The following is a 19,283-nucleotide window of genomic DNA, read 5'->3' as shown; positions in this document are numbered from 1 at the left end:
TCAGCGCCGCATCGCGCATCCACCACGGGCGGCGCACCCGACGTTCCCTTGCCTGCGCCACCTGAGCGCGTCCTGAATTCGGCTCGCATCCCATGCCAGCATTTTTTGTTAACCCTGCGTAAAATCGCGCCGCGCTCACGCGCCCCGAACCCGCATGACGCGGGATGACTCAAACCAGTTACGCAGGAGACCTCCATGCGCACACGCACTTCACTCGCGCTCGCCTTGACGGCACTGCTGGCCGCACCCCTGGCCAGCCATGCCGCCGATTCGCTCAACGGCGCGTTCTTCACCGGTTCGCTCGGCCAGAGCTGGTACAACGGCGATACCTCCTCGCTCGGCATCACCGATCTGCATGACCACAAGACCTCCTATGCGGCCACCTTCGGCATGCGCTGGAACGGCTGGGGCTGGGACGTGGGTTACGTGGACAGCGGCAGCTTCAACTACCAGATCGCCGGTGCTCCAGTACCCGACCGCGCCAGTTTCAAGCTGAAGGGCTGGACGCTGGGCCCCAACTACAAGTACATGATCGGCCAGCACTGGTTCGTGGGCGCGCGCGCGGGCCTGTTCCGCTTCAACTTTGTGCCTAACGAAAACATCGGCAAGCTGACCGGAACCCGCTACTACGCCGGCGTCGGCGGCGGCTACGACTTCAGCAACGGCGTGGGCCTGGGCCTGAACTACACGTACTATGCCGCCAAGAAGCAGGGCTACAGCCTGGACTTCGGCGACCTGATGGCCACGGTCGAACTGCGCTTCGATTGATCGGGCGCTGCAGCATCATTGAAAACGAAACGGGCGCCACGAGGCGCCCGTTTTTTCATCGGGATCAGGGCAGCGCGCGTCTCAACCGCGCCATTGTCCCAGCGCCGCCAACCCGTTCTCCCGCGCGCGCTGCGCGACGATTTTCTGTGCCTCGGCATACTTGCCCTGCATGTCCTTGCTCCACAATTTCAGCGCCGCCTGCTGCATGGCGCGGCCATAGCTGAAACTCAGCGGCCACGGGTGCGGGCCCATCTGGTTCATGGCGTTCAGATGCGCGGTGGACTGCTCGTCGCTCTGCCCGCCGGACAGGAACACGATGCCCGGCAGCGCCGCAGGTACGGTGGACTTGAGGCAGCGCACGGTCGCATCGGCGACCTCCTCGACATCGACCTGCTCGTCGCAGTCCTTGCCGGGAATGACCATGCTGGCCTTGAGGATGGTGCCTTCGAGCATGACGTTGTGCTCGTACAGCGAGGCGAACAGCGAACGCAGCACCGCCTCGGTCACCTCGTAGCACACGCCGATGTCGTGCTCGCCGTCCATCAGCACCTCGGGCTCGACCATGGGCACGATGCCGGCTTCCTGGCACAACGCGGCGTAGCGCGCCAATGCGTGATTGTTGGCCTCAATGCAGGTCGAGCTGGGCATGTCGTCGCCGATATGAATCACCGCGCGCCACTTGGCGAACTGCGCGCCGAGCTTGACGTATTCGGCGAGGCGCTGGCGCAGGCCATCAAGACCTTCGGTGACCACTTCGCCGGGGAACCCGGCCAGCGGCTGCGGACCCATGTCCACCTTGATGCCGGGCAGGATGCCGGCCGCGCGCATGACCTCGGTGAAACGCTTGCCAGCGCGCGTGGACTGACGGATGGTTTCGTCGTACAGGATGGCGCCGGAGATGTGGTCGGACAGGCCCGGCGCGGTCAGCAGCAGCTCGCGGTAGGCGCGGCGGTTGTCCTCGCTGTCGACAATGCCGACGGCATCGAAGCGCTTCTTGATGGTGTTGTTGGACTCGTCGATGGCGATGATGCCCTTGCCCGGCGCCACCATGGCCTGGGCGATTTCTTCCAGTTGTTCGATGCTCATTGGCAAGTCTCCGCGTCACGAGAGGGGCGCGGCGTACCCGCGCAGCCGCTCAGTATAGCGACGCGGGGCGGCGCGCTGCTCAGCGTGGCGCGTAGCCCGGCAGCACGCAGGGCTGCAGATAACGTTTGCGCTCGGCGAGAATGCGCGTCCGTGCAGCCGGCGATGCATCGGCCTGCGCCTGCGGCAGATTGAACGGCACGATCAGGTAGCTGGCGATCGGCAGTTGCGCGGTATTGGCCGCCGCCGGCCGGTAGCGGTAGGACTCGATCATGCTGACCGCCGCTGGGCCCAGATCGCTCAACGGCACGATCCTGGCCGCGCGCACGTCCATCGGCTTGCCGTTGCCGCCGATGATGAAGCTCACCGCCACGCAGCCCGGCTTGTTGATGTTGGTGCCGGTGTAGGGCAAGTTGACATCGACGTGGCTGACATCGACCACCCAGTAATGGTCGATATGCTCGGGCGGCACGCGCTGCACGCTTTGCGCCAGGACCAGCGCCGGCAGCACGGCCAGCGCGACCCCGATGAGCGCGCCCTGCGCGCGCCGCGTGGTGGAATGCACACCTGTCATGACGGTACTCCGCGATACGGGGACGCCAGCATAGCCGTTGCCGCGCATCCCGCGACGGCGTTGCGCGACATGGTTCAGGGCGGCATCGCGGGCGTGCCTGAAGGTCACAACTCGCGCGGGCTTTCCACACCACCGCGCTCACCGACCGAAATCAGCTTGAGCGTGTTGGTGCCGCCATGCCGACCCACCTCGCCGTGGGTCAACAACACGCGCGATCCTGCGTCGAGCAGGCCGAGATCAGTGAGGTGATGGATCGCGGCGCGCACCAGCGCGGCGGCGTCGTCACCGACGTCACCGCTGCTGAACGCCACCGGCTGCACGTCGCGCAGCAGGCGCATGCGCCGGCGCGCGGCCGGGTTGTGCGAGAGCGCGTAAATCGGCACCGTGGAGCGGTAGCGCGACAGCCACTGCGCGGTGGCGCCGGATTCGGTCAGCGCCACGATGGCCGCGGCATCGATGCGATTGGCCAGGTCCATGGCCGCATGGGCGATGGCCTGATCGCTGCGGTCCAGGCGCTGTGCGCCCGGCCACGCGGCGTAATCCTGCGCCTGAAACTGGCGCTCGGCGCCAACGCAAATGCGGTGCAGCGCGGCCACCGCCAGATCGGGATGCGCGCCCGAAGCGGACTCCTGCGACAGCATCACCGCGTCGGTGCCATCAAGCACGGCATTGGCCACGTCCAACACCTCGGCGCGCGTCGGGATCGGCGCGCTGACCATGCTTTGCAGCATCTGCGTGGCGGTGATCACCGCGCGGTTGCGACTGACTGCCTGGCGGATGATTTTTTTCTGCAGACCGGGCAATTCGGCGTCACCGATTTCCACGCCCAGATCACCGCGCGCGACCATCACCGCGTCGGAGGCGTCGATGATTTCATCCAGTACCGGAATGGCATCGGCGCGCTCGATCTTGGCCACCAGCCAGGCATCACCGCCGGCTTCGCGCAACAGGCGCCGCGCTTCCTCGATATCCGCCGCCGAGCGCACGAAGGACACCGCGAGGAAATCAGCCTCCATCGATGCGGCCAGACGGATATCGGCGCGATCCTTGTCGGACAGCGCATCCACGCTGAGCCCGCCGCCCTGACGGTTGAGGCCCTTGCGATCGGACAGCACGCCGCCGACGCGCACCGTGCAGCGCACCTCGGCGCCGACGACTTCGCGCACATCCAGCGCGACCAGGCCGTCGTCCAGCAGCAGCACGTCGCCGCCACGCACATCGCGCGGCAGTCCGGTGTAGCTGACGCCGACGCGCGTGGCATCGCCGGGCGGCGCATCGAGCCGGCAATCGAGCACGAAGGACATGCCTTCCTGCAGCCGCACCGGCCCGCTGGCGAAACGCTCGATGCGGATCTTGGGGCCTTGCAGGTCGGCGAGGATGCCGATTTCGCGACCGCTGGCCGCGGCCCAGGCGCGCACGGCTTCGGCGCGGCGCCGATGGTCCCCGGGCTGGCCGTGCGAGAGGTTGAGGCGAACCACGTCCACGCCCGCGGCCAGCGTGCGCGCGAGGACTTCAGGCGCATCGGTGGCGGGGCCGAGGGTGGCGACGATCTTGGTACGACGCAGGTTGGTAGTCATCGCGCAAAGCTAACACGGCGCGGCGATGAAACGACATACCGGCGCAGCGACATCGCGGCTGCGTCGGTGCTGGCCTGCGTTCGTGCGATGGCATCCGTCAATGCGCTGCGACCATGACCACGGCCGCCACGAACGCCGGGTCCGGCTTGCCAGCCGCATCGGTGGTGGCAAGCACGCGCCCCTCGCCGTCCAGCAGCGCGACCACGGTGTTGTGCGCGTAACCGCCATCGGGCAGCGGCCGGTAGGCGATGCCGAGCACCGCGGCCAGCGCGCCGTAGTCACCGCTGATCGGCGTGGTCAGCCGATACAGCGGCGCGCTGAGGTGATGGTTGGCGGCAACCCGGGCCAGCATCGCCACGTCGTCGTGTTCGGGATCGAAGCTGACCAGCACCACGGGCAGCGGCGCCGCGCCCCGGGCGGCAACGGCCTGCTCGATGCGCTTGATATTTTCGATCAGCAGCGGGCACACCATCTTGCAGGAGCCGTAGAACATGCTCACCAGACGCGGTTCGCCACGCAGCGAGGCGAAGCTGAAAACATCGCCCTGCTGATCGCGCAGCGTCAACGCCGGGATCCGGTACACCGAGTTGTCGGGCAGCGGCGCGGCGCCGGATGAAGCCGTGAGCGTCAGCGGCGCGAACAGCGCAAGACTGGCGAAGCGCAGCAGCAGACGGGGGATACGCATGGTCATTCTCCAGGCAGGTCACGAACACAGCGGAAGCCGACGCGTGGGGCGGCGTCGGCGGGTTTGAGTGCGGTCAGGGCGGCGACGCGCATCATCAGCGCGAACTGGTTCTTGTCGGTGAAGGCCAGCGCCGAGCCGCCGCACAGCGCCAGCGAGGGGCCGGCGCCGGGGACGCGCGCATCGGCGTTGGGAAACATCGCGGCGTAGTCACCGGTCCATTCCCACAGCAGGCGGTTGAGATCGCGCACGCCCCAGACGTCGGCGGGATGCTGGCCGATGCGACCGGGCCGGTGCCCGGTGGCCGCCTGGATCGCGTCGAGGATGTCCTGATTGCGCGCCGGATTCTGGCGCGCATCGCGGCGCGTGACGTCGGCGGCGGCGACGAACTCCCACTCGTACCAGCTCGGCAGCCGCGCCTGCTCGCTGGCGCAAAAGGCGCGCGCGGCAAACCAACTGACGCTGGTGACCGGCTGCTCGGGCCGCACCTCGGGGCCGGGTGTCAGCGGACCTTGCCATGCAGCCAGATACTGCGGCCCGGCAAACAATGGCGACACCTGGCCGCGCTGCCACTCGGGATGCATGCGCACGAAGTCCAGGAACTCGGCGTTGGTCACCGGCTCGACGCGCATCGCGAACGGCTTGATGATGATGCGCGCCGCGGCGCCATCGAGGGCCAGCGCGCTGACGAAAACGCCGCCGGGGATGGCGACGTAGTCGGCCGCAGCGATGGCGGGCGCCGTCGCCAGCAAGGCCAGCAGCAGGCCAATACGGGTGCGCATGATCATTCCCGGATTCCGCATGGGCCGGTGGCGCCGCTGCTGTGGCGCCACCGGCCCGGTCCTCACCGCGGCTTGTCGCCCGCACGCACGGCCTTGACCTCGGCGGGCGCGATGGTGCCGCCCTTGTTGTTGAAGTTGTTCAGCACGTAGGTCAGCACGTGCGCGATCTCGTCATCGCTGAGCTGCGTGCCGAAGGCCGGCATCACCGACTCGTAGCCGGTGTTGTTGACGGTGATCTTGCCGCTGAGCCCATTGAGCACGATGCCGATGGCACCCTTCGGATTAGCGTTGAGGTAATCCGACATCGCCAGCGGCGGGAACGCACCCGGCAGGCCCATGCCGTTGCCCTGATGGCAAGCGGCGCAGATCTGTCCGAACACGCGCTTGCCGTCGGCCATGGCGTCGTTGACCGCCGCGGCGGGAGCGGCCGCATGAGCCATCGGCGTGGCGGCCGGCGACGGCGCAGCCGGGCCGCTGGAGACCTTGTCGTAGATCGCCGGCGCGGCCGGACCCGTGACGACCAACTGGCCCAGCGCGCCCTGCATGAACGCGCGCGTGATCGAGTGGTCGACCAGCAGGAAGGTGCCCGGCACCAGCGTCTTCATCTCGACCGTGACCGCGCCGCCGGCCGGGATCAGCGTGGTCTGCACGTTGTGGTTGATCAGCGTGCCGCCCTCGACGTTGACGTTGTCGAAGATCTGGCCGATGACGTGGAAGCTCGACACCAGGTTGGGGCCACCGTCACCGACGAACAGGCGCACCGTGTCGCCCACCTTCGCGGTCAGCGCGTTGGCGCCGGTCAGCGAACCCTCGCGACCGTTGAACAACACATAAGTCGGCTGCTCCAGCAGCAGCTTCTGCATGTCGAACGTCTGCAGGCCGGGCGCGTGATAGGCACCCGTCGTGTAGAAGTCGCCCTGCACCACGTAGTACTCGCGATCCGCCTTCGGCAGCCCCTGCGGCGGCTCGACCAGGATCAAGCCGTACATGCCGTTGGCGATGTGCATCGGTACCGGCGGCGTGGCGCAGTGATAGATGTACAGGCCCGCGCGCATGGCCTTGAAGGTGAACACGCTCTCGTGCCCCGGCGGCGTCATGCTGACCGCCGCGCCGCCGCCCGGACCCATCACCGCGTGCAGGTCGATGTTGTGCGCCATGTGCGAATCCGCCGCGTTCTTCAGGTGCAGCTCGACGGTGTCGCCCTGGCGCACGCGGATCATCGGCCCCGGCACGGTGCCGTTGAAGGTCCAGAAGTCGTAGCGCACGCCGTCGGCGATCTCCTTGACGACCTCGCGGGTTTCCAGGCGCACGATCACCCGCGCCGGATAGTCGCGATGGATCGGCGGCGGCACCGCGGGCGGCGCGAGCATGGCCTCCTCGATCGGCGCGCCGCGCGGCGGGCCGAGATCGGCGGGATCTTTGACGGACGCGGCGCCCGCGGGTGCCGCATGCGCGCCAAGAAGGACGAGGCCGAGGGCAAGAACGATGGTTGAGAGCAATGGCTGCCGCATGATCCTCTCCTGATCGCGAAAGTAGCGTGAGAAGATCGTAATAACTTGCGCCGGGGGAGCTCTTGACCCAGATCAACTCCGTGGCAATCCGCCGCGGTTCGGGCCTGGATCCAGCACCGCGCTTGCTAGACTGGCACCCGCTGCAATCGCGAAGCCAGGCTGCCATGACGCTGCACTCACACCGCCTCACTGATCGCGACAGCCCCATCGCCGACGATGGCGATGAAGTGCGTTTTTGCAGCACCTGCGCGTTTTCCGGCGCCTGTACGCGCGCCGGCTACGACAAGGCCGCGCTGCGCGATCTGCATGTTCTGGTCGAACACGTGGGGCCATACCGCGTGGGCGAACCCGTGTTCCGCCGCCACGATCCGTTTCGCGCGATCTACGCGGTGCGCGCCGGCACGGTGAAGACCGTCGCGATCGATGCCGAGGGCAACGAGCAGGTGCTGGGCTTTTACATTCCCGGCGAGGTGGTCGGACTCAATGCCATTTATCCCGAGCACTATCCCTGCGATGCGGTGGCACTGGAGCCGACCTATTTCTGCCGCTTCTCGTTCAGTGCGATCAGCGCGCTGGCCACGAAAATGCCCGGCCTGCAGCAGCAGTTGTTCCGCCTGCTGTCCAAGGAGCTGGGCATGACCTCGCGCCTGGCGGGCGATCATGCGGCCGACGAGCGCGTGGCGGCATTTCTCATCGATCTGGCCGAACGCTACGCCACGCAGGGCTTTCCGGCGCGGCGTCTGCATCTGGCCATGTCGCGCAGTGAAATCGCGGACTACCTGCGCCTGGCCGCGGAAACCGTCAGCCGCATGCTGACCCGGTTTCGCGATCTCGGGCTGATCGCCATCGACGGGCGCGATGTGGAGATCGTCGATGCCGCACGGCTGAATGCGCTGGCGCGCAACGTGCTGGAACGCTGACTGCGGCGTTGTGCCGCGGTATTCCTGATCCAGATCAGGAACTCGCCTCGACATGCCGCCTAGCATTCCATTCGCCTTACACGCGAATCAGGAGCGCGTCATGTCCGCCAATGCACTACCGGCAGCACAAGCCGGACCGCAGGACCGCACCAGCAAGGTGCTGATCTGGATCATGGTCATCGTCACCGTCGTCTGCTGGGCGGCGATGGTGGTGGCCACCGTGGAAACTTACGAGCAGGCCGCGCCGCTGCCGCAGAAGATGGTCACCGCGAGCGGCGTCACGGTGATGAGCTACGACAGCATCGTCGCCGGCAAGTCGGGCTTCCAGAAGGCCGACCTGATGGACTACGGCAGCCTGTATGGCATGGGCTCGTACTTCGGCGAGGACTACACCGCCGAATACCTGGTGCAACTGGGCCGGCAGGTGCAGGAGAACCTGGCGCAGGAACGCTACGGCAAGCCCTACGCGGCGCTCGGCGCCGACCAGCAGTCCGGTATCACGCGCAGCATGCGGGTCGAGCTGAAGGCCATCGACCTGAGCCGGCCGGTGGTGGTGCTGCCGCAGGCGGTGGCCGACGCCATCGCCACGCTGCGCACGCGCATCGCGCAATCACTGCTGACCGACAACTTCGCCAAAGGCTACACGCGCGCTCACGCGCTGGATGACACCAGCGCCGCGCATACCGCCGATTTCCTGCTGTATTCGTCGCTGACCACGGTGGCGCTGCGGCCCGGCAAGGACTACTCGTGGACGGTGAACTGGCCGGCCGAGCCGCTGGTCGGCAACAGCCCCACCAAGGCCACTTTCATCTGGACCTGGGCCTCGTTCACCCTGGTGTTCTTCGCCATCGGCGCGGTGCTGGTGATCTTCCGACTGTGGATCGAGCCGAAGTCACCCGGCGAGACCTACGAGCCGACATTGCAGGGCTTTGCCGAACCCACGCCCAGCCAGAAGGCGCTGTGGAAGTATTTCCTGGTGGTGGCCGGGGTGCTGCTGGTGCAGATCCTGGCCGGCACGATCATGGCGCACTACTACAGCGAGCGTGCCAGCTTCTACGGCATCGACGTCGACCGCTGGCTGCCATTCGACTTCTTGCGCAGCGTGCATTTGCAGGCGGCGATCGTGTGGATCGGCGTGAGCTGGATCGGTGCCGGGTTGTTCCTGGCGCCGCTGATCGGGCGTGGCGAACCGGCCGGGCAGCGCCATCTGGTCAACCTGATCTTCTGGGTGCTCGTGGTGATCGTCGCCGGTGCGCTGATCGGCGACTACCTCGGCATCATGGGGCTGATCGGCAAGCACTGGTTCTGGTTCGGCAACCAGGGCCTGTCCTACCTGGAACTGGGCCGCTTCTGGCAGATCCTGTTCTTCGTCGGCCTGGCGGTGTGGAGCCTGGTGCTGCTGCGCGCCTTCTGGCCCACGCTGAAGGCGCTGTTCCGGCAGGGTGGATCGTTCTACAGCCTGTTCCGCATCGAGCACTTGCTGTGGTACAGCACGCTGGCGGTGGCGGTGATCTACGTGTTCGGCATGATCCCGCTGGCCTCGCCCAACCCGTCCTTCACCATCACCGATTTCTGGCGCTGGTGGGTGGTGCACCTGTGGGTGGAGTGGGCGTTCGAGACCTTCACCGCCGCGGTCACCGGCTACTTCCTGATGAGCCTGGGGCTGGTCTCGCGCCAACTGGTCGAGCGCGCCGTGCTGTTCGAGTGGATCCTGATCCTGCTCAGCGGCATCCTCGGCACCGGCCATCACATGTACTGGGTGGGCGAACCCAGCCTGTGGATCGGCGTGGGCAGCATGTTCTCGTTCCTCGAAGTGCTGCCGCTGTTCCTGCTGGTGATGGAGGCCATCGACCAGCGCCGCCATATCGCCGAACAGAAGGACTTCCCGTACCGTCTGGCCTACCTGTACATCCTCGGTTCGGCGTTCTGGAACTTCGTCGGCGCCGGCGTGTTCGGCGGCGGCACGCTGAACGCGCCGCTGGTCAACTACTACGAGCACGGTACCTTCCTCACCCTCAACCACGCGCACACCGCCATGTTCGGCGCCTTCGGCCTGCTGGCCATCGGCCTGGTGTACATGGCGTTGCGCTACTTGAACGGTGATCGCGCATGGAGCGACCGCCTCGGCGTGTGGGCGTTCTGGCTGTACAACATCGGCATGGTGCTGTGGATCGTGCTGAACTTCTACCCGATCGGCTGGCCGCAACTCGAGGCGGTGTACACCCACGGCTACGCCTACGCACGCAGCATGAAGTTCTACGACACCACGCTGTTCTGGCAGTGGATGCGCATGCCCGGCGACATCGTGTTCGCCGCCGGCGCCGTGCTCATGGCCTGGGACTTCATGCGCAAATTGTGGATGCAACGCCAGTTCGCACGTGCCGGCATGGCGACCGCCGCAATCGCACTGGTGGGTCGGGATCGCTGATTGATCGCGATGCCTCCTGGCGAGGGCCGCCCTCACGGCCCTCGCCCTTTTCCGGAGCCACCATGCTGCTCTACGACGCCGACAGCCCCGCCCCGCGCTGCTTGCGCATGTTCCTGATCGAGAAAGGGCTGCAATTGCCCGCAGCACACGTCGATGTCTTCGCTGGCGAGAACCGCGCACCCCCATTCCTGACACTCAACCCGGCTGGCCAAACCCCGGCACTGCGACTCGATGATGGCCGCGTGCTGGCCGAAGCCGTGGCCATCGCCGAGTACATCGAGGAGCTGCACCCGTGGCCGGCGCTGATCGGCCGCAATCCAGCAGAGCGCGCCGAAACCCGGCAGTGGTGGCGGCGTGTCGAGCTCAACATCACCGAGTTCATCCACAACGCCTATCACTATGCCGAGGGCCTGGCGCGGTTCCGGAACCGCATTCCGGTGGCACCCGAAGCCGCCGCCGGACTGAAGCGTGTTGCGCAGGACCGCATCGCCTGGCTGGATGGTCTGATGGCAGACGGCCCCTGGCTGTGCGGCGAACGTTTCAGCGCCGCCGACATCTGGTTGTACGTGTGGCTGGATTTCGGCAACGCCGTGCAACAGCCCTTCGACACCACGCTGCCGCGCATCGGGCCATGGTTCCGCCGCATGGCGGCGCGACCCAGTGCAACAATCAGCAGACCGCCACTGATCGCATCCCCATCACCAGCTTCACCTGGCTGAGCGGTTGCAGCAGCGCAGGCGGAGCCCATCTGCCGCGTCACCACCGCCCGTGCAAACCGCTGCGCCGGCGCCCGGATGCGCTGGGTTGTCATCTCTCACTGCTGATCTACGCGCCATCACTGCGACAGCGCGCCGCGGCGGCGCCTGATCCAGATCAGCGGCCGCGCGAAGGCTCCGATCAAACTCACAAGCGTGAGATCCAACCCACGGAGCACTGTATGAAACGCATCCTCGCAAGCGCCATCACGCTGGCACTTTGCTGTGCCGCGCTCGCCAGCACGGCCCATGCCTCGCCGTTACCGGCAGGCTGGACCTGCACGCCCGCCCTGTGCGGCGCGCCCGAAGGCAAGCCCATCGTCGAGAAATTGCTGCCGCCTCCCGAGGTGCCAGCACCGATCACGCGCCATTACCCGGCGAAAGTGATCGTCAACCTGGAAGCCAGGGAAGTGGTCGGCACGCTGGCTGATGGCGTGAAGTACGACTTCTACACCTTCAACGGCACCGTGCCCGGGCCGATGATCCGTGTGCGCGTGGGCGACACCGTCGAGATCCGCCTGAAGAACGCGCACAGCGATCACATGCCGCACAACATCGACCTGCACGCGGTAATGGGCACCGGCGGCGGCGCGGCCAATTCGATCGTGATTCCGGGCCACGAGGGCGCCTTCGAGTTCAAGGCGCTGCACGCCGGGTTCTTTGTCTATCACTGCGCCATGGCGCCGGCTGCGGTGCACATCGCCAACGGCATGTATGGCGCGATCATGGTCGAGCCCGCCGACGGATTGCCCAAGGTCGACAAGGAGTTCTACGTGATGCAGGGCGAGTTCTACACCCAAGGCGCCTACATGCAGCCTGGCCTGCAAGCGCTGGACATGACCAAGCTGCTGGACGAGCAGCCCACCTACGTGGTGTTCAACGGCGCCGTCGGTTCGCTCACCGGCGACCACGCCCTGCATGCCGAGGAAGGCCAGACCGTGCGTTTCTTCTTCGCCAACGGCGGACCCAATCTCACCTCCAGCTTCCACATGATCGGCGGCATCTGGAACACCGTGTGGCCGTGGGGCGGCTCCAACGAAGACCACAATGTGCAGACCATCTCGGTACCGCCCGGTGGCGCGGTGATCGCCGACACCAGGCTGGTCGTGCCCGGCACGTTCATGCTGGTCGACCACGCCGCCGTGCGCATGTTCAACAAGGGCGCGCTGGGCCAACTGGTGGTCTCCGGACCCGAGCAACCGACGCTCTACCGCGCGCTGTGGAACAGGCCGTTTCCACCCGCTGGCGCCATGCCGGCTGCGGCATCGAGCACACACTGAGCGCATGGCCACTGCGCGCGGCCACCCCGTGCGCACACCGAGCCGGCGATCATGTTGCGCACGTTCACAGGATTGCTGATGGTGCTGGCTGCGCTGCTGCCGCGGCCTGCGCCGGCGGATGCCGCGGCTCCGCGCTTCGTGATCGTGCCCGGCGGCCCGTTGCTCAGCAGCCTGCTCGATGGTACGCAGGCAGTGACCGTACGGATCGCACCCTTCGCGATGATGGACGAGCCCGTTACCGAGGCACAGTTCGCCGCCTTCGTGCGCCAACACCCCGAGTGGCAGCGCGGCCACATTGCACCGCTGTTTGCCGGACCCAACTACCTCGCCGGCTGGCTGACGCCCGCCGACCCGGGTGATGCGCAAGCCGCGCGTCACCCGGTCACCGGCGTGAGCTGGTTCGCCGCGCGCGCCTACTGCGACAGCCTGCATGCCGAACTGCCCAGTTGGTATCAGTGGGAATATGCCGCCGCAGCCAGCAGCAGCAGTCGTGACGCGCGCGCGGACATGACCCGCCGCAACGCCATCCTGGCCGCGCTCATGCGCGCGACGGGGCAACGCCCCGGCTTGATCGGCCAGCGCCCGGCCAACGTTTACGGCCTGCGCGATCTCAACCGGCTGATCTGGGAATGGGTGAGCGACTATGGCGCCATGTTTCCCGAAGTCAACGGCGATGTCGGCAGTGCCGGCTCCGGTTCGGTCCTGCGCTTGTGCGGTGGCGCCGCGCTGGCATTCCGCGATCCATCCGACTACGCGCTGGCCGAACGCGTGGCCGCGCTGTCCATGCTCGCTCCCGCGGACTCGTCGCCGTTCGTGGGTTTTCGCTGTGTTCGCAAACCTGGAGATACCCCATGAGAAACATGTTCGTCCTACTGTGTGGTGCTTTGCTTGGCACCTGCACCCTGGTTACCGCTGCGGCATCCGCGCCAGCGTCATTGCCGGCGACCTCGGTTTATCGCATTCCACCGCTGACGCTGGTGAACCAGGACGGGCGCACCTTCACCTTCGCCAGTCTCGCCGGCAAGCCGCGTCTGCTGGGAATGTTCTATGCCTCGTGCCAGATGGCTTGCCCCGTGGAAATCGAGACCCTGAAGCAGGTCGAAGATCAGGTCGTGAACGCAGGCGGCCAGCCGATCCCGGTGCTGCTGGTCACATTCGATCCGGCGCATGATGATCTCGCGGCACTCAAGAAAACCGCTGCAGAACACCACGTCAGCGCGCCGGAGTTTCAGCTCAGTCGTGCGCTCAGCGGTGACATCGGCATGCTCGGCGGCGTACTGGGCGTGAGCTGGCGCCCGTTGCCGGGCGGCGGCTTCCAGCACAACGTGGTCGTCGCGCTGCTGGATCGCGCGGGACGCATCATCGCGACCGATCCGGCCAACGGTCGCGCCGATCCGGCCTTCGTCGCGGCCATCGTGCGCGAGGAGCGGGCCACCCGCTGATGCAACGCATGCCTCTGCCCCGCCTTGCCGGCAGCTCGCGCTGGCAAAGGCTGCGCACGCCAACGCATGCGGACCTCAGACGCCCAGCACTTTCAGTACATCCGCAAGCGGTTGTGCGCCTACCATCTTGAGGACGTCATCGATGACCACCGCAGGGACGGTCCTGATGCGCAGTCGGCTCGCCACTTCACGGCCTTTGCGTTCCGCGACATCCAGGATTTCGAACTCCATGGGCACCCGCTGTGCGGCTTCGGTCCAGATCTTTTCCGCTTGCGGGCAAGTAGGACACCACTTGGATACCAGAAGTTGTACTTTCACTTTCACCGCTCCCGCGCGACGGTCAAGTTCATCCGCACCACTGCTGGCCCGACTGCTCGCGCCGCCACCCAACCTTTCACCCACCCGACCAGCCAAGGAGTATTCCGTGGAAAGCATAGAACAGATCATGCGCCATGATCATGAGCGCCTGGACGTGCTGCTGGAGACTGGTGCCAAGGCGGTGCACGAGGGTCACTGGCGTGAAGCCGCGGATCTATTGCAACGATTCCGCCATGGCCTCGTGGACGGCCACATGGTGGTGGAAGAGACGCTGCTGTTTCCGGCTTTTGAGACGCAACCGGGCAATGCCGAGCCTGCGCTGACCGCGATATTGCGCAAGGGGCACCAGGATCTGCGCGTGTTCATCCAGGAGATGGCTGAAGCCATCGCTGCGCACGACGATGAAGAATTCGCTGCATTGCTGAGAACGGTACGCGCCCTGCTCAAGCAACATGACAGCAAGGAAGAATCCGAGCTTTATCCCCATCTCGCCGCGATCATGCCGGATCAAGGCCGCGCTGCGAACGAACTTCTCCTGAGCTTGCAATAGGTCGCCACAGATCGGTGCGCAAGCTGATGGATGTCGGATATTGACGCGCACCATCGTGAGCAATGTGTTGTAGTGCGGAGCAATCGATATGAACGAATTTCATGGCTGCGAAATACCTGCGAACCTGTTTTACGACCTCGACTATGTCTGGGTGCGTCCTGAACACGATGGCACCCTCACCCTCGGGGTCACCGATCCTGCCCAGGCCATCGCGGGCCGCCTGCACTATGCGCGCATCAAGAAACTGGACGTCCACGTGGATGCCGGGCGCCATGTCGCCACGCTGGAAAGCAGCAAGTGGGTGGGCGGAGTGCCGAGCCCTTGCGCCGGGGTGATCGTGGCGCGCAACGAAGCGCTGCTGGAAAAGCCGCATCTGATCAATATCGATCCCTACGGCGATGCATGGATCGCGCGCATCAAGCCTGATGACGCGGCGCATGCGCTGGACCATGTCACCACCGGTGCGCAGGCCGTTGTCGCGCTCGAAGCCTGGATCCAACGCTATGACGTGCAATGCATGCGCTGCTCGGATTGAGGGTCGCCCGCATGCTGTGCTCGACTGCACCCATACCGGCCTGGATTCAAACTCGATCAGCGGCAATCAATTCGATCTTGATGCTCTCTGCCGCTGATGCGACCAGTCTCTCAAGCTCTCGCTCTAGATAGATTGATGCACTGTTGCCGAGTGGCATCCGTAGGTCGCCATCACGGTGGTGGCGGGCGATATTGCAACGTTCCTTGACCGCTGGGGGCGTGTGTCTTGCTGGACAGTGCTACCCGACCGGCTGGGCGACATGACCTCCCACATCCGCACGAAATGCAATCGCCAGGCGGTTCCAGCCGTTGATGGCGATGATGGCCAAGGTCAGATCGACCATCTCCTTCTCATTGAAATGCTCCCGCACATCGGCGTACAGCGTGTCGGATAGCTCGTTCATCGAAACCTGCGTCACTGCCTCGGCCCATGCCAGGGCCGCCCGTTCACGCGCTGAATAAAGCGGCGCCTCGCGCCACGCCGGCAACAGGTACAAGCGCTGTTCGGTTTCACCGGCGGCGCGGGCATCCTTGCTGTGCATGTCCAGACAGTAGGCACAGCCATTGATCTGCGAGACGCGCATCTTCACCAATTCAAGCAGCGCATGCTCCAGCCGCGCGCGGTGTACGGCAGCTTCCAGGCCCCGCATGGCCTGGTAGGCATCGGGCGAAGCTTTGCGATAGTCGATACGGGTATTCACGAACGCCTCCTGGGCAACAATATCGCTGCAACGCAACGCTCCTGCTCGGCACGCGGCGGGCTCACGCGAAGTGTCCGGCGTTGACGGTGACGCTGTCGCCGCGCATGAAGTGTTCCTGCAAGTACTTCTCGCCCTCGTCGCAGAACAGCGTGACCACGGTGCGCAACTCGGGATGGCGTTCGCGCACGCGGCGCGCGGCCAGCAGGTGTGCGCCCGAGCTGGGGCCGCAGAACAGGCCATGGCGGCGCGCGAGATGACGCATCGATTCGATGGCCTCGCCGCTGGAGACGCTGAGCACCTCGTCGACCAGACTGGCATGTCGCTGGAAGATACCCGGTACGAAGCCATCCGAGATGCCTTCGATCTGGTGCAGGGCGATTTCGCCGCACAACAGCGTGCACGATTCCGAGGGTTCCATGGCGAACAGGCGCACTGCGGGATTGATCGCACGAAATGCCTGGCCGACGCCGATCAGGGTGCCACCGGTGCCGACGCCGGCCACCAGCGCGTCCGGCACGCGGCCAGCCGGCAGTTGCGCCAGGATCTCGGGGCCCAACACCAGGCGGTTCTCTTCGACATTCCATTCCGAATCAAACTGACGCGGGCAGAAATGACCCGGCTGCCGGCCCAGCTCCCGCGCCTTGGCCAGCGCATCGTTGACGTGGAAGCGCCCGCAAAACAGCACCTCGGCGCCATAGGCGCGCGAGATCGCCACGCGCTCGCTGGACAGGCCTTCCGGCATCACCACCAGCATGCGGTAGCCCTTGACCGCGGCGACCATCGCCAGGGCATTGCCGGTGTTGCCGCTGGTGGCCTCGACGATGGTGCCACCGGGCTTGAGCAGACCCTCGCGTTCGGCGCGCACGATCATGTATTTGGCGATGCGCGCCTTGATCGAGCCGGAGGGATTGAGGAATTCGAGCTTGGCGTAGATACCCTCGATCTCGAGCAACGGCGTGTCGCCGATCGCATCGAGGATGCTGGCGGAGACGCCTGCAAAGCGTGTATTCACGGGTGTTTTCTCCGGGCATCAGCGTGACGCCGCATGCGCCTGTTGCATGGCGTCTAGGGCCAGCGCCGAGTGCGCATAGGCCCCGCCCGCGCGCATCTCCGCGGCGACCCAGATGGCCTCCATGATTTCCTGCTCGCTGGCGCCGTGCTCGAGCGCGGCCTCGGTGTGGCCACGGATGCAATAAGGGCACTGCGTGACGTGCGCCACCGCGACCGCGATCAATTGCTTGGTCACGCCCGGCAATGCGCCGTCGGCAAAAACCTGGGCGCTGAAGGCCTTGAAGGCATCCAGCGTGGCTGGTGCCAGCTCGCGGCGCTTGCGTGCCAGCTCCGCGCTGGCTTGCGGGTAGATTGAGTGTTCCATGATGCTCTCCTTCGAAAAATACGGGAATCGATCAGGGCGACCGCCGCGCTGAAGCGCGTCGGCCAAGCGTCCACGACGGTGGATCGCTGGCCGGGAAACTATCCGCCAGTGTGTCATCAAGCAGGCGCTCGCGGACATTCCGCGCGCCCTTCACTGCACGCGGCGGTGTCGCCACTGCGGGCGCCGGATGCATCCCATGTGCCTGCTGGATCGCGGGATGGCGCGGGTGTGAGGTTTGATCGATCGGCGACATGATGGATCTCCTGCGCGGCAGGCGTGTCGCGCGTGGCAACGTCGGAACCCGGACGGCTTCTTCGACTTACAGACCCACATTGTTGTGCTCCAGCACGCGCTCGGCGCGATAGCTCGAGCGTACCTGTGGTCCGGCGACGGCTTCGACAAAGCCTTTGGCCAGCGCTAGGTCGCGATAGTGGTGGAATTCTTCGGGCGCCACGAAGCGCGCCACCGGCAGGTGGTTTGGCGACGGACGCAGGTATTGCCCCAGGGTGACAATCGCGACCTGCGCGGCGCGCAAGTCATCGAGGGTCTGCTCGATTTCGACATCGGTTTCGCCCAACCCCAGCATCAGGCTGGACTTGGTCAGCGTGTCGGGCGCGTGCCGCTTGGCGAACTCGAGCACACGCAGCGTTTGCGCGTAGCCGGCGCGCGGATCGCGCACCTGCCGGGTCAGGCGCACGACGGTTTCGATGTTCTGCGCGTAGGTGACCAGCCCAGCATCCAGCACGTTCGCCACCGCGGCGAGGTCGCCGGCAAAGTCGGGCGTCAGCGCCTCCACCGCGACCGCCGGCGTGCGCGCATGGATCGCGCGGATGCAGGCCGCGTAATGCGCCGCGCCGCCATCGGCCAGATCGTCGCGATCGACCGAAGTCAGCACCACGTATTTCAGTCCCATCAGCGCAACGGCCTCGGCCACACGCGGCGGTTCCATGGCATCCAGCCAGCCGTGCGGGTTGCCGGTACTCACGGAACAGAATCTGCAGGCGCGGGTGCAGACCGCGCCCATCAGCATCAGGGTCGCGGTGCCGCGACCCCAACACTCGGCGATATTGGGGCACTTCGACTCGGCGCACACCGTGTGCAGGCCGTGGCCGTGAACGATGCCACGTACCTTGTCGTAGCCCGCGCCGCTGGGCAGCGCGATGCGCAACCATGGCGGCTTGCGATCGACGTCGGGCACGCTGCTGCGCGCATGCGGGCGCAATCCGCCCTTGACCGCACGGGTGCCCTCGGCGGTGACATATTTGCTGCCATCGCGTGGCGCGGGGACGGGATCGGACTGATTCATGAGAGTCGACCGGAATGGGCGGAGGGCGCGGTGAGCGTGACGGGCAAGGGCGTGCTTGCGTGGCGCATGCTGCGCGCCAGGGCGCGCTGGTAGCACTGCTCGATCTGTGCGTTGGCGAATGCCGGCACCGCATCACCGGGCTGCGGGTCGCGCAGGACATAAAGCGTGCTGCAGTAGGGACAGCGCTCGCGGCCGCTGAGATGAATCGGCAGATAGACGCGCGGATGCACATCCCACAGGCTGCGGTCCGGCATGGGGCAGCCCAGGGGCAGATCGGTCCAGGAGATTTCGCGGATGCGCTCGCTCGCGCCAACCGGCCGCCCGCTGACCGGATCGATGGCGCCATCGAGTTTTTGTGTGGTCATGACTTCAGCGCTCCAGATGGGGCAGCTTGTCGGCCACGCCGTTCCATTGCTCCGCATCAGGCGGCGCGGCGATCTTCTTGTCGATCACCGGCCAGCGCGGTGCCAGTTCGGCATTGATCTGCGCGAAGTGCTCCTGGCCTCCGGGCACATCCTGCTCGGGAAAAATGGCCTGCGCCGGACACTCGGCCACGCACAGCGTGCAGTCGATGCACTCGATGGGATCGATCACCAGAAAGTTGGGGCCCTCGTGGAAACAGTCGACCGGGCACACCTCCACGCAATCGGTGTATTTGCACTTGATGCAGTTGTCGGTGACGACGTGGGTCATGGCA

The 19,283-nt window shown here is 66.0% G+C and carries 22 protein-coding genes; 9 read left to right on the top strand and 13 right to left on the bottom strand.

What is annotated here, in order from left to right; genetic code table 11:
• Positions 1-195 precede the first annotated feature (195 nt).
• A complete protein-coding gene (locus Mschef_RS06660) occupies positions 196-768 on the top strand; it encodes an outer membrane beta-barrel protein (RefSeq protein WP_081127076.1) in 573 nt (190 codons plus the stop codon).
• Between the two features lie 81 nt (positions 769-849).
• Here Mschef_RS06660 and Mschef_RS06655 read toward each other — a convergent pair whose 3' ends face one another.
• The 6 genes from Mschef_RS06655 to nirK (Mschef_RS06630) form a co-directional block, all read right to left on the bottom strand.
• Entirely contained in the window at positions 850-1,854 is a 1,005-nt protein-coding gene (locus Mschef_RS06655; RefSeq protein ID WP_081127075.1) for a class I fructose-bisphosphate aldolase, read from the bottom strand.
• 79 nt (positions 1,855-1,933) lie between these two features.
• Entirely contained in the window at positions 1,934-2,425 is a 492-nt protein-coding gene (locus tag Mschef_RS06650) for an energy transducer TonB (RefSeq protein ID WP_168708837.1), read from the bottom strand.
• Between the two features lie 104 nt (positions 2,426-2,529).
• Positions 2,530-4,002, bottom strand: a complete 1,473-nt coding sequence (gene pyk / locus Mschef_RS06645; RefSeq protein WP_081127073.1) for a pyruvate kinase — start codon at positions 4,000-4,002, stop codon at positions 2,530-2,532.
• A gap of 97 nt (positions 4,003-4,099) precedes the next feature.
• Complete coding sequence (locus Mschef_RS06640; protein WP_168708838.1) at positions 4,100-4,687, bottom strand: SCO family protein; 588 nt, start codon at positions 4,685-4,687, stop codon at positions 4,100-4,102.
• Positions 4,688-4,689: 2 nt separating this feature from the next.
• Positions 4,690-5,466: a formylglycine-generating enzyme family protein gene (locus tag Mschef_RS06635; RefSeq protein WP_081129873.1), complete on the bottom strand. Its 777-nt coding sequence runs from the start codon at positions 5,464-5,466 to the stop codon at positions 4,690-4,692.
• 62 nt (positions 5,467-5,528) lie between these two features.
• Positions 5,529-6,977 (bottom strand): copper-containing nitrite reductase, encoded by a 1,449-nt coding sequence (gene nirK, locus Mschef_RS06630; RefSeq protein ID WP_081127071.1) that lies wholly within the window; start codon positions 6,975-6,977, stop codon positions 5,529-5,531.
• A gap of 164 nt (positions 6,978-7,141) precedes the next feature.
• On the opposite strand from nirK (Mschef_RS06630), the gene Mschef_RS06625 reads away from it, so the two are divergent.
• From Mschef_RS06625 to Mschef_RS06600, 6 genes are all read left to right on the top strand, one after another.
• Entirely contained in the window at positions 7,142-7,897 is a 756-nt protein-coding gene (locus Mschef_RS06625) for a helix-turn-helix domain-containing protein (RefSeq protein ID WP_136256272.1), read from the top strand.
• Between the two features lie 100 nt (positions 7,898-7,997).
• Positions 7,998-10,325 carry a nitric-oxide reductase large subunit gene (locus tag Mschef_RS06620; RefSeq protein ID WP_081127070.1) on the top strand — a complete coding sequence of 776 codons (2,328 nt, stop codon included), beginning with the start codon at positions 7,998-8,000 and terminating at the stop codon, positions 10,323-10,325.
• A gap of 62 nt (positions 10,326-10,387) precedes the next feature.
• Complete coding sequence (locus Mschef_RS06615; protein WP_081127069.1) at positions 10,388-11,044, top strand: glutathione S-transferase family protein; 657 nt, start codon at positions 10,388-10,390, stop codon at positions 11,042-11,044.
• 218 nt (positions 11,045-11,262) lie between these two features.
• Positions 11,263-12,360, top strand: coding sequence for a copper-containing nitrite reductase (gene nirK / locus Mschef_RS06610; protein ID WP_081127068.1), 1,098 nt, complete (start codon positions 11,263-11,265; stop codon positions 12,358-12,360).
• Positions 12,361-12,411: 51 nt separating this feature from the next.
• Positions 12,412-13,215, top strand: coding sequence for a formylglycine-generating enzyme family protein (locus tag Mschef_RS06605; protein ID WP_242426478.1), 804 nt, complete (start codon positions 12,412-12,414; stop codon positions 13,213-13,215).
• Positions 13,212-13,802 (top strand): SCO family protein, encoded by a 591-nt coding sequence (locus Mschef_RS06600; protein ID WP_081127067.1) that lies wholly within the window; start codon positions 13,212-13,214, stop codon positions 13,800-13,802. Before Mschef_RS06605 ends, Mschef_RS06600 begins: the two co-directional genes overlap by 4 nt.
• A 75-nt stretch (positions 13,803-13,877) precedes the next feature.
• On the opposite strand, the gene Mschef_RS06595 is transcribed toward Mschef_RS06600, so the two are convergent.
• On the bottom strand, positions 13,878-14,237 hold the full coding sequence (locus tag Mschef_RS06595; protein ID WP_197686751.1) for a thioredoxin family protein: 360 nt from the start codon (positions 14,235-14,237) through the stop codon (positions 13,878-13,880).
• 10 nt (positions 14,238-14,247) lie between these two features.
• On the opposite strand from Mschef_RS06595, the gene Mschef_RS06590 reads away from it, so the two are divergent.
• Both Mschef_RS06590 and Mschef_RS06585 read left to right on the top strand, forming a co-directional pair.
• Complete coding sequence (locus Mschef_RS06590; RefSeq protein ID WP_277921485.1) at positions 14,248-14,670, top strand: hemerythrin domain-containing protein; 423 nt, start codon at positions 14,248-14,250, stop codon at positions 14,668-14,670.
• An 88-nt stretch (positions 14,671-14,758) separates the two neighbouring features.
• Positions 14,759-15,205, top strand: a complete 447-nt coding sequence (locus Mschef_RS06585) for a biotin/lipoyl attachment domain-containing protein (protein WP_081127065.1) — start codon at positions 14,759-14,761, stop codon at positions 15,203-15,205.
• 238 nt (positions 15,206-15,443) lie between these two features.
• Here the strand turns inward: Mschef_RS06585 and Mschef_RS06580 are convergent, their stop codons facing one another.
• The 6 genes from Mschef_RS06580 to fdxA form a co-directional block, all read right to left on the bottom strand.
• Positions 15,444-15,905, bottom strand: coding sequence for a carboxymuconolactone decarboxylase family protein (locus Mschef_RS06580; protein ID WP_081127064.1), 462 nt, complete (start codon positions 15,903-15,905; stop codon positions 15,444-15,446).
• A gap of 61 nt (positions 15,906-15,966) precedes the next feature.
• Positions 15,967-16,917, bottom strand: a complete 951-nt coding sequence (locus tag Mschef_RS06575) for a PLP-dependent cysteine synthase family protein (protein ID WP_081127063.1) — start codon at positions 16,915-16,917, stop codon at positions 15,967-15,969.
• 18 nt (positions 16,918-16,935) lie between these two features.
• A complete protein-coding gene (locus Mschef_RS06570) occupies positions 16,936-17,280 on the bottom strand; it encodes a carboxymuconolactone decarboxylase family protein (protein WP_081129869.1) in 345 nt (114 codons plus the stop codon).
• Positions 17,281-17,599: 319 nt separating this feature from the next.
• Complete coding sequence (lipA, locus tag Mschef_RS06565) at positions 17,600-18,586, bottom strand: lipoyl synthase (RefSeq protein WP_081127062.1); 987 nt, start codon at positions 18,584-18,586, stop codon at positions 17,600-17,602.
• Complete coding sequence (locus Mschef_RS18415; RefSeq protein WP_081127061.1) at positions 18,583-18,951, bottom strand: zinc-finger domain-containing protein; 369 nt, start codon at positions 18,949-18,951, stop codon at positions 18,583-18,585. The genes lipA and Mschef_RS18415 overlap by 4 nt, the downstream gene beginning before the upstream one ends.
• A 4-nt stretch (positions 18,952-18,955) precedes the next feature.
• Positions 18,956-19,279, bottom strand: coding sequence for a ferredoxin FdxA (gene fdxA, locus Mschef_RS06555; RefSeq protein WP_081127060.1), 324 nt, complete (start codon positions 19,277-19,279; stop codon positions 18,956-18,958).
• Positions 19,280-19,283: the final 4 nt, after the last annotated feature.

Origin of the sequence: Metallibacterium scheffleri, assembly GCF_002077135.1 — a bacterium.
GTDB lineage: Bacteria > Pseudomonadota > Gammaproteobacteria > Xanthomonadales > Rhodanobacteraceae > Metallibacterium > Metallibacterium scheffleri.
Note: the sequence above shows the minus strand (reverse complement) of the source record. Positions and strands in the feature narration are given on the sequence as shown.

What these genes read in the sequence shown, in the direction of transcription:
- Mschef_RS06660 (WP_081127076.1), top strand. Translation starts at nt 196, where the DNA reads ATGCGCACACGCACTTCACTCGCGCTCGCCTTGACGGCACTGCTGGCC.
- Mschef_RS06655 (WP_081127075.1), bottom strand. Translation starts at nt 1,854, where the DNA reads ATGAGCATCGAACAACTGGAAGAAATCGCCCAGGCCATGGTGGCGCCG.
- Mschef_RS06650 (WP_168708837.1), bottom strand. Translation starts at nt 2,425, where the DNA reads ATGACAGGTGTGCATTCCACCACGCGGCGCGCGCAGGGCGCGCTCATC.
- pyk (WP_081127073.1), bottom strand. Translation starts at nt 4,002, where the DNA reads ATGACTACCAACCTGCGTCGTACCAAGATCGTCGCCACCCTCGGCCCC.
- Mschef_RS06640 (WP_168708838.1), bottom strand. Translation starts at nt 4,687, where the DNA reads ATGCGTATCCCCCGTCTGCTGCTGCGCTTCGCCAGTCTTGCGCTGTTC.
- Mschef_RS06635 (WP_081129873.1), bottom strand. Translation starts at nt 5,466, where the DNA reads ATGCGCACCCGTATTGGCCTGCTGCTGGCCTTGCTGGCGACGGCGCCC.
- nirK (WP_081127071.1), bottom strand. Translation starts at nt 6,977, where the DNA reads ATGCGGCAGCCATTGCTCTCAACCATCGTTCTTGCCCTCGGCCTCGTC.
- Mschef_RS06625 (WP_136256272.1), top strand. Translation starts at nt 7,142, where the DNA reads ATGACGCTGCACTCACACCGCCTCACTGATCGCGACAGCCCCATCGCC.
- Mschef_RS06620 (WP_081127070.1), top strand. Translation starts at nt 7,998, where the DNA reads ATGTCCGCCAATGCACTACCGGCAGCACAAGCCGGACCGCAGGACCGC.
- Mschef_RS06615 (WP_081127069.1), top strand. Translation starts at nt 10,388, where the DNA reads ATGCTGCTCTACGACGCCGACAGCCCCGCCCCGCGCTGCTTGCGCATG.
- nirK (WP_081127068.1), top strand. Translation starts at nt 11,263, where the DNA reads ATGAAACGCATCCTCGCAAGCGCCATCACGCTGGCACTTTGCTGTGCC.
- Mschef_RS06605 (WP_242426478.1), top strand. Translation starts at nt 12,412, where the DNA reads ATGTTGCGCACGTTCACAGGATTGCTGATGGTGCTGGCTGCGCTGCTG.
- Mschef_RS06600 (WP_081127067.1), top strand. Translation starts at nt 13,212, where the DNA reads ATGAGAAACATGTTCGTCCTACTGTGTGGTGCTTTGCTTGGCACCTGC.
- Mschef_RS06595 (WP_197686751.1), bottom strand. Translation starts at nt 14,237, where the DNA reads ATGCTTTCCACGGAATACTCCTTGGCTGGTCGGGTGGGTGAAAGGTTG.
- Mschef_RS06590 (WP_277921485.1), top strand. Translation starts at nt 14,248, where the DNA reads ATGCGCCATGATCATGAGCGCCTGGACGTGCTGCTGGAGACTGGTGCC.
- Mschef_RS06585 (WP_081127065.1), top strand. Translation starts at nt 14,759, where the DNA reads ATGAACGAATTTCATGGCTGCGAAATACCTGCGAACCTGTTTTACGAC.
- Mschef_RS06570 (WP_081129869.1), bottom strand. Translation starts at nt 17,280, where the DNA reads ATGGAACACTCAATCTACCCGCAAGCCAGCGCGGAGCTGGCACGCAAG.
- lipA (WP_081127062.1), bottom strand. Translation starts at nt 18,586, where the DNA reads ATGAATCAGTCCGATCCCGTCCCCGCGCCACGCGATGGCAGCAAATAT.
- Mschef_RS18415 (WP_081127061.1), bottom strand. Translation starts at nt 18,951, where the DNA reads ATGACCACACAAAAACTCGATGGCGCCATCGATCCGGTCAGCGGGCGG.
- fdxA (WP_081127060.1), bottom strand. Translation starts at nt 19,279, where the DNA reads ATGACCCACGTCGTCACCGACAACTGCATCAAGTGCAAATACACCGAT.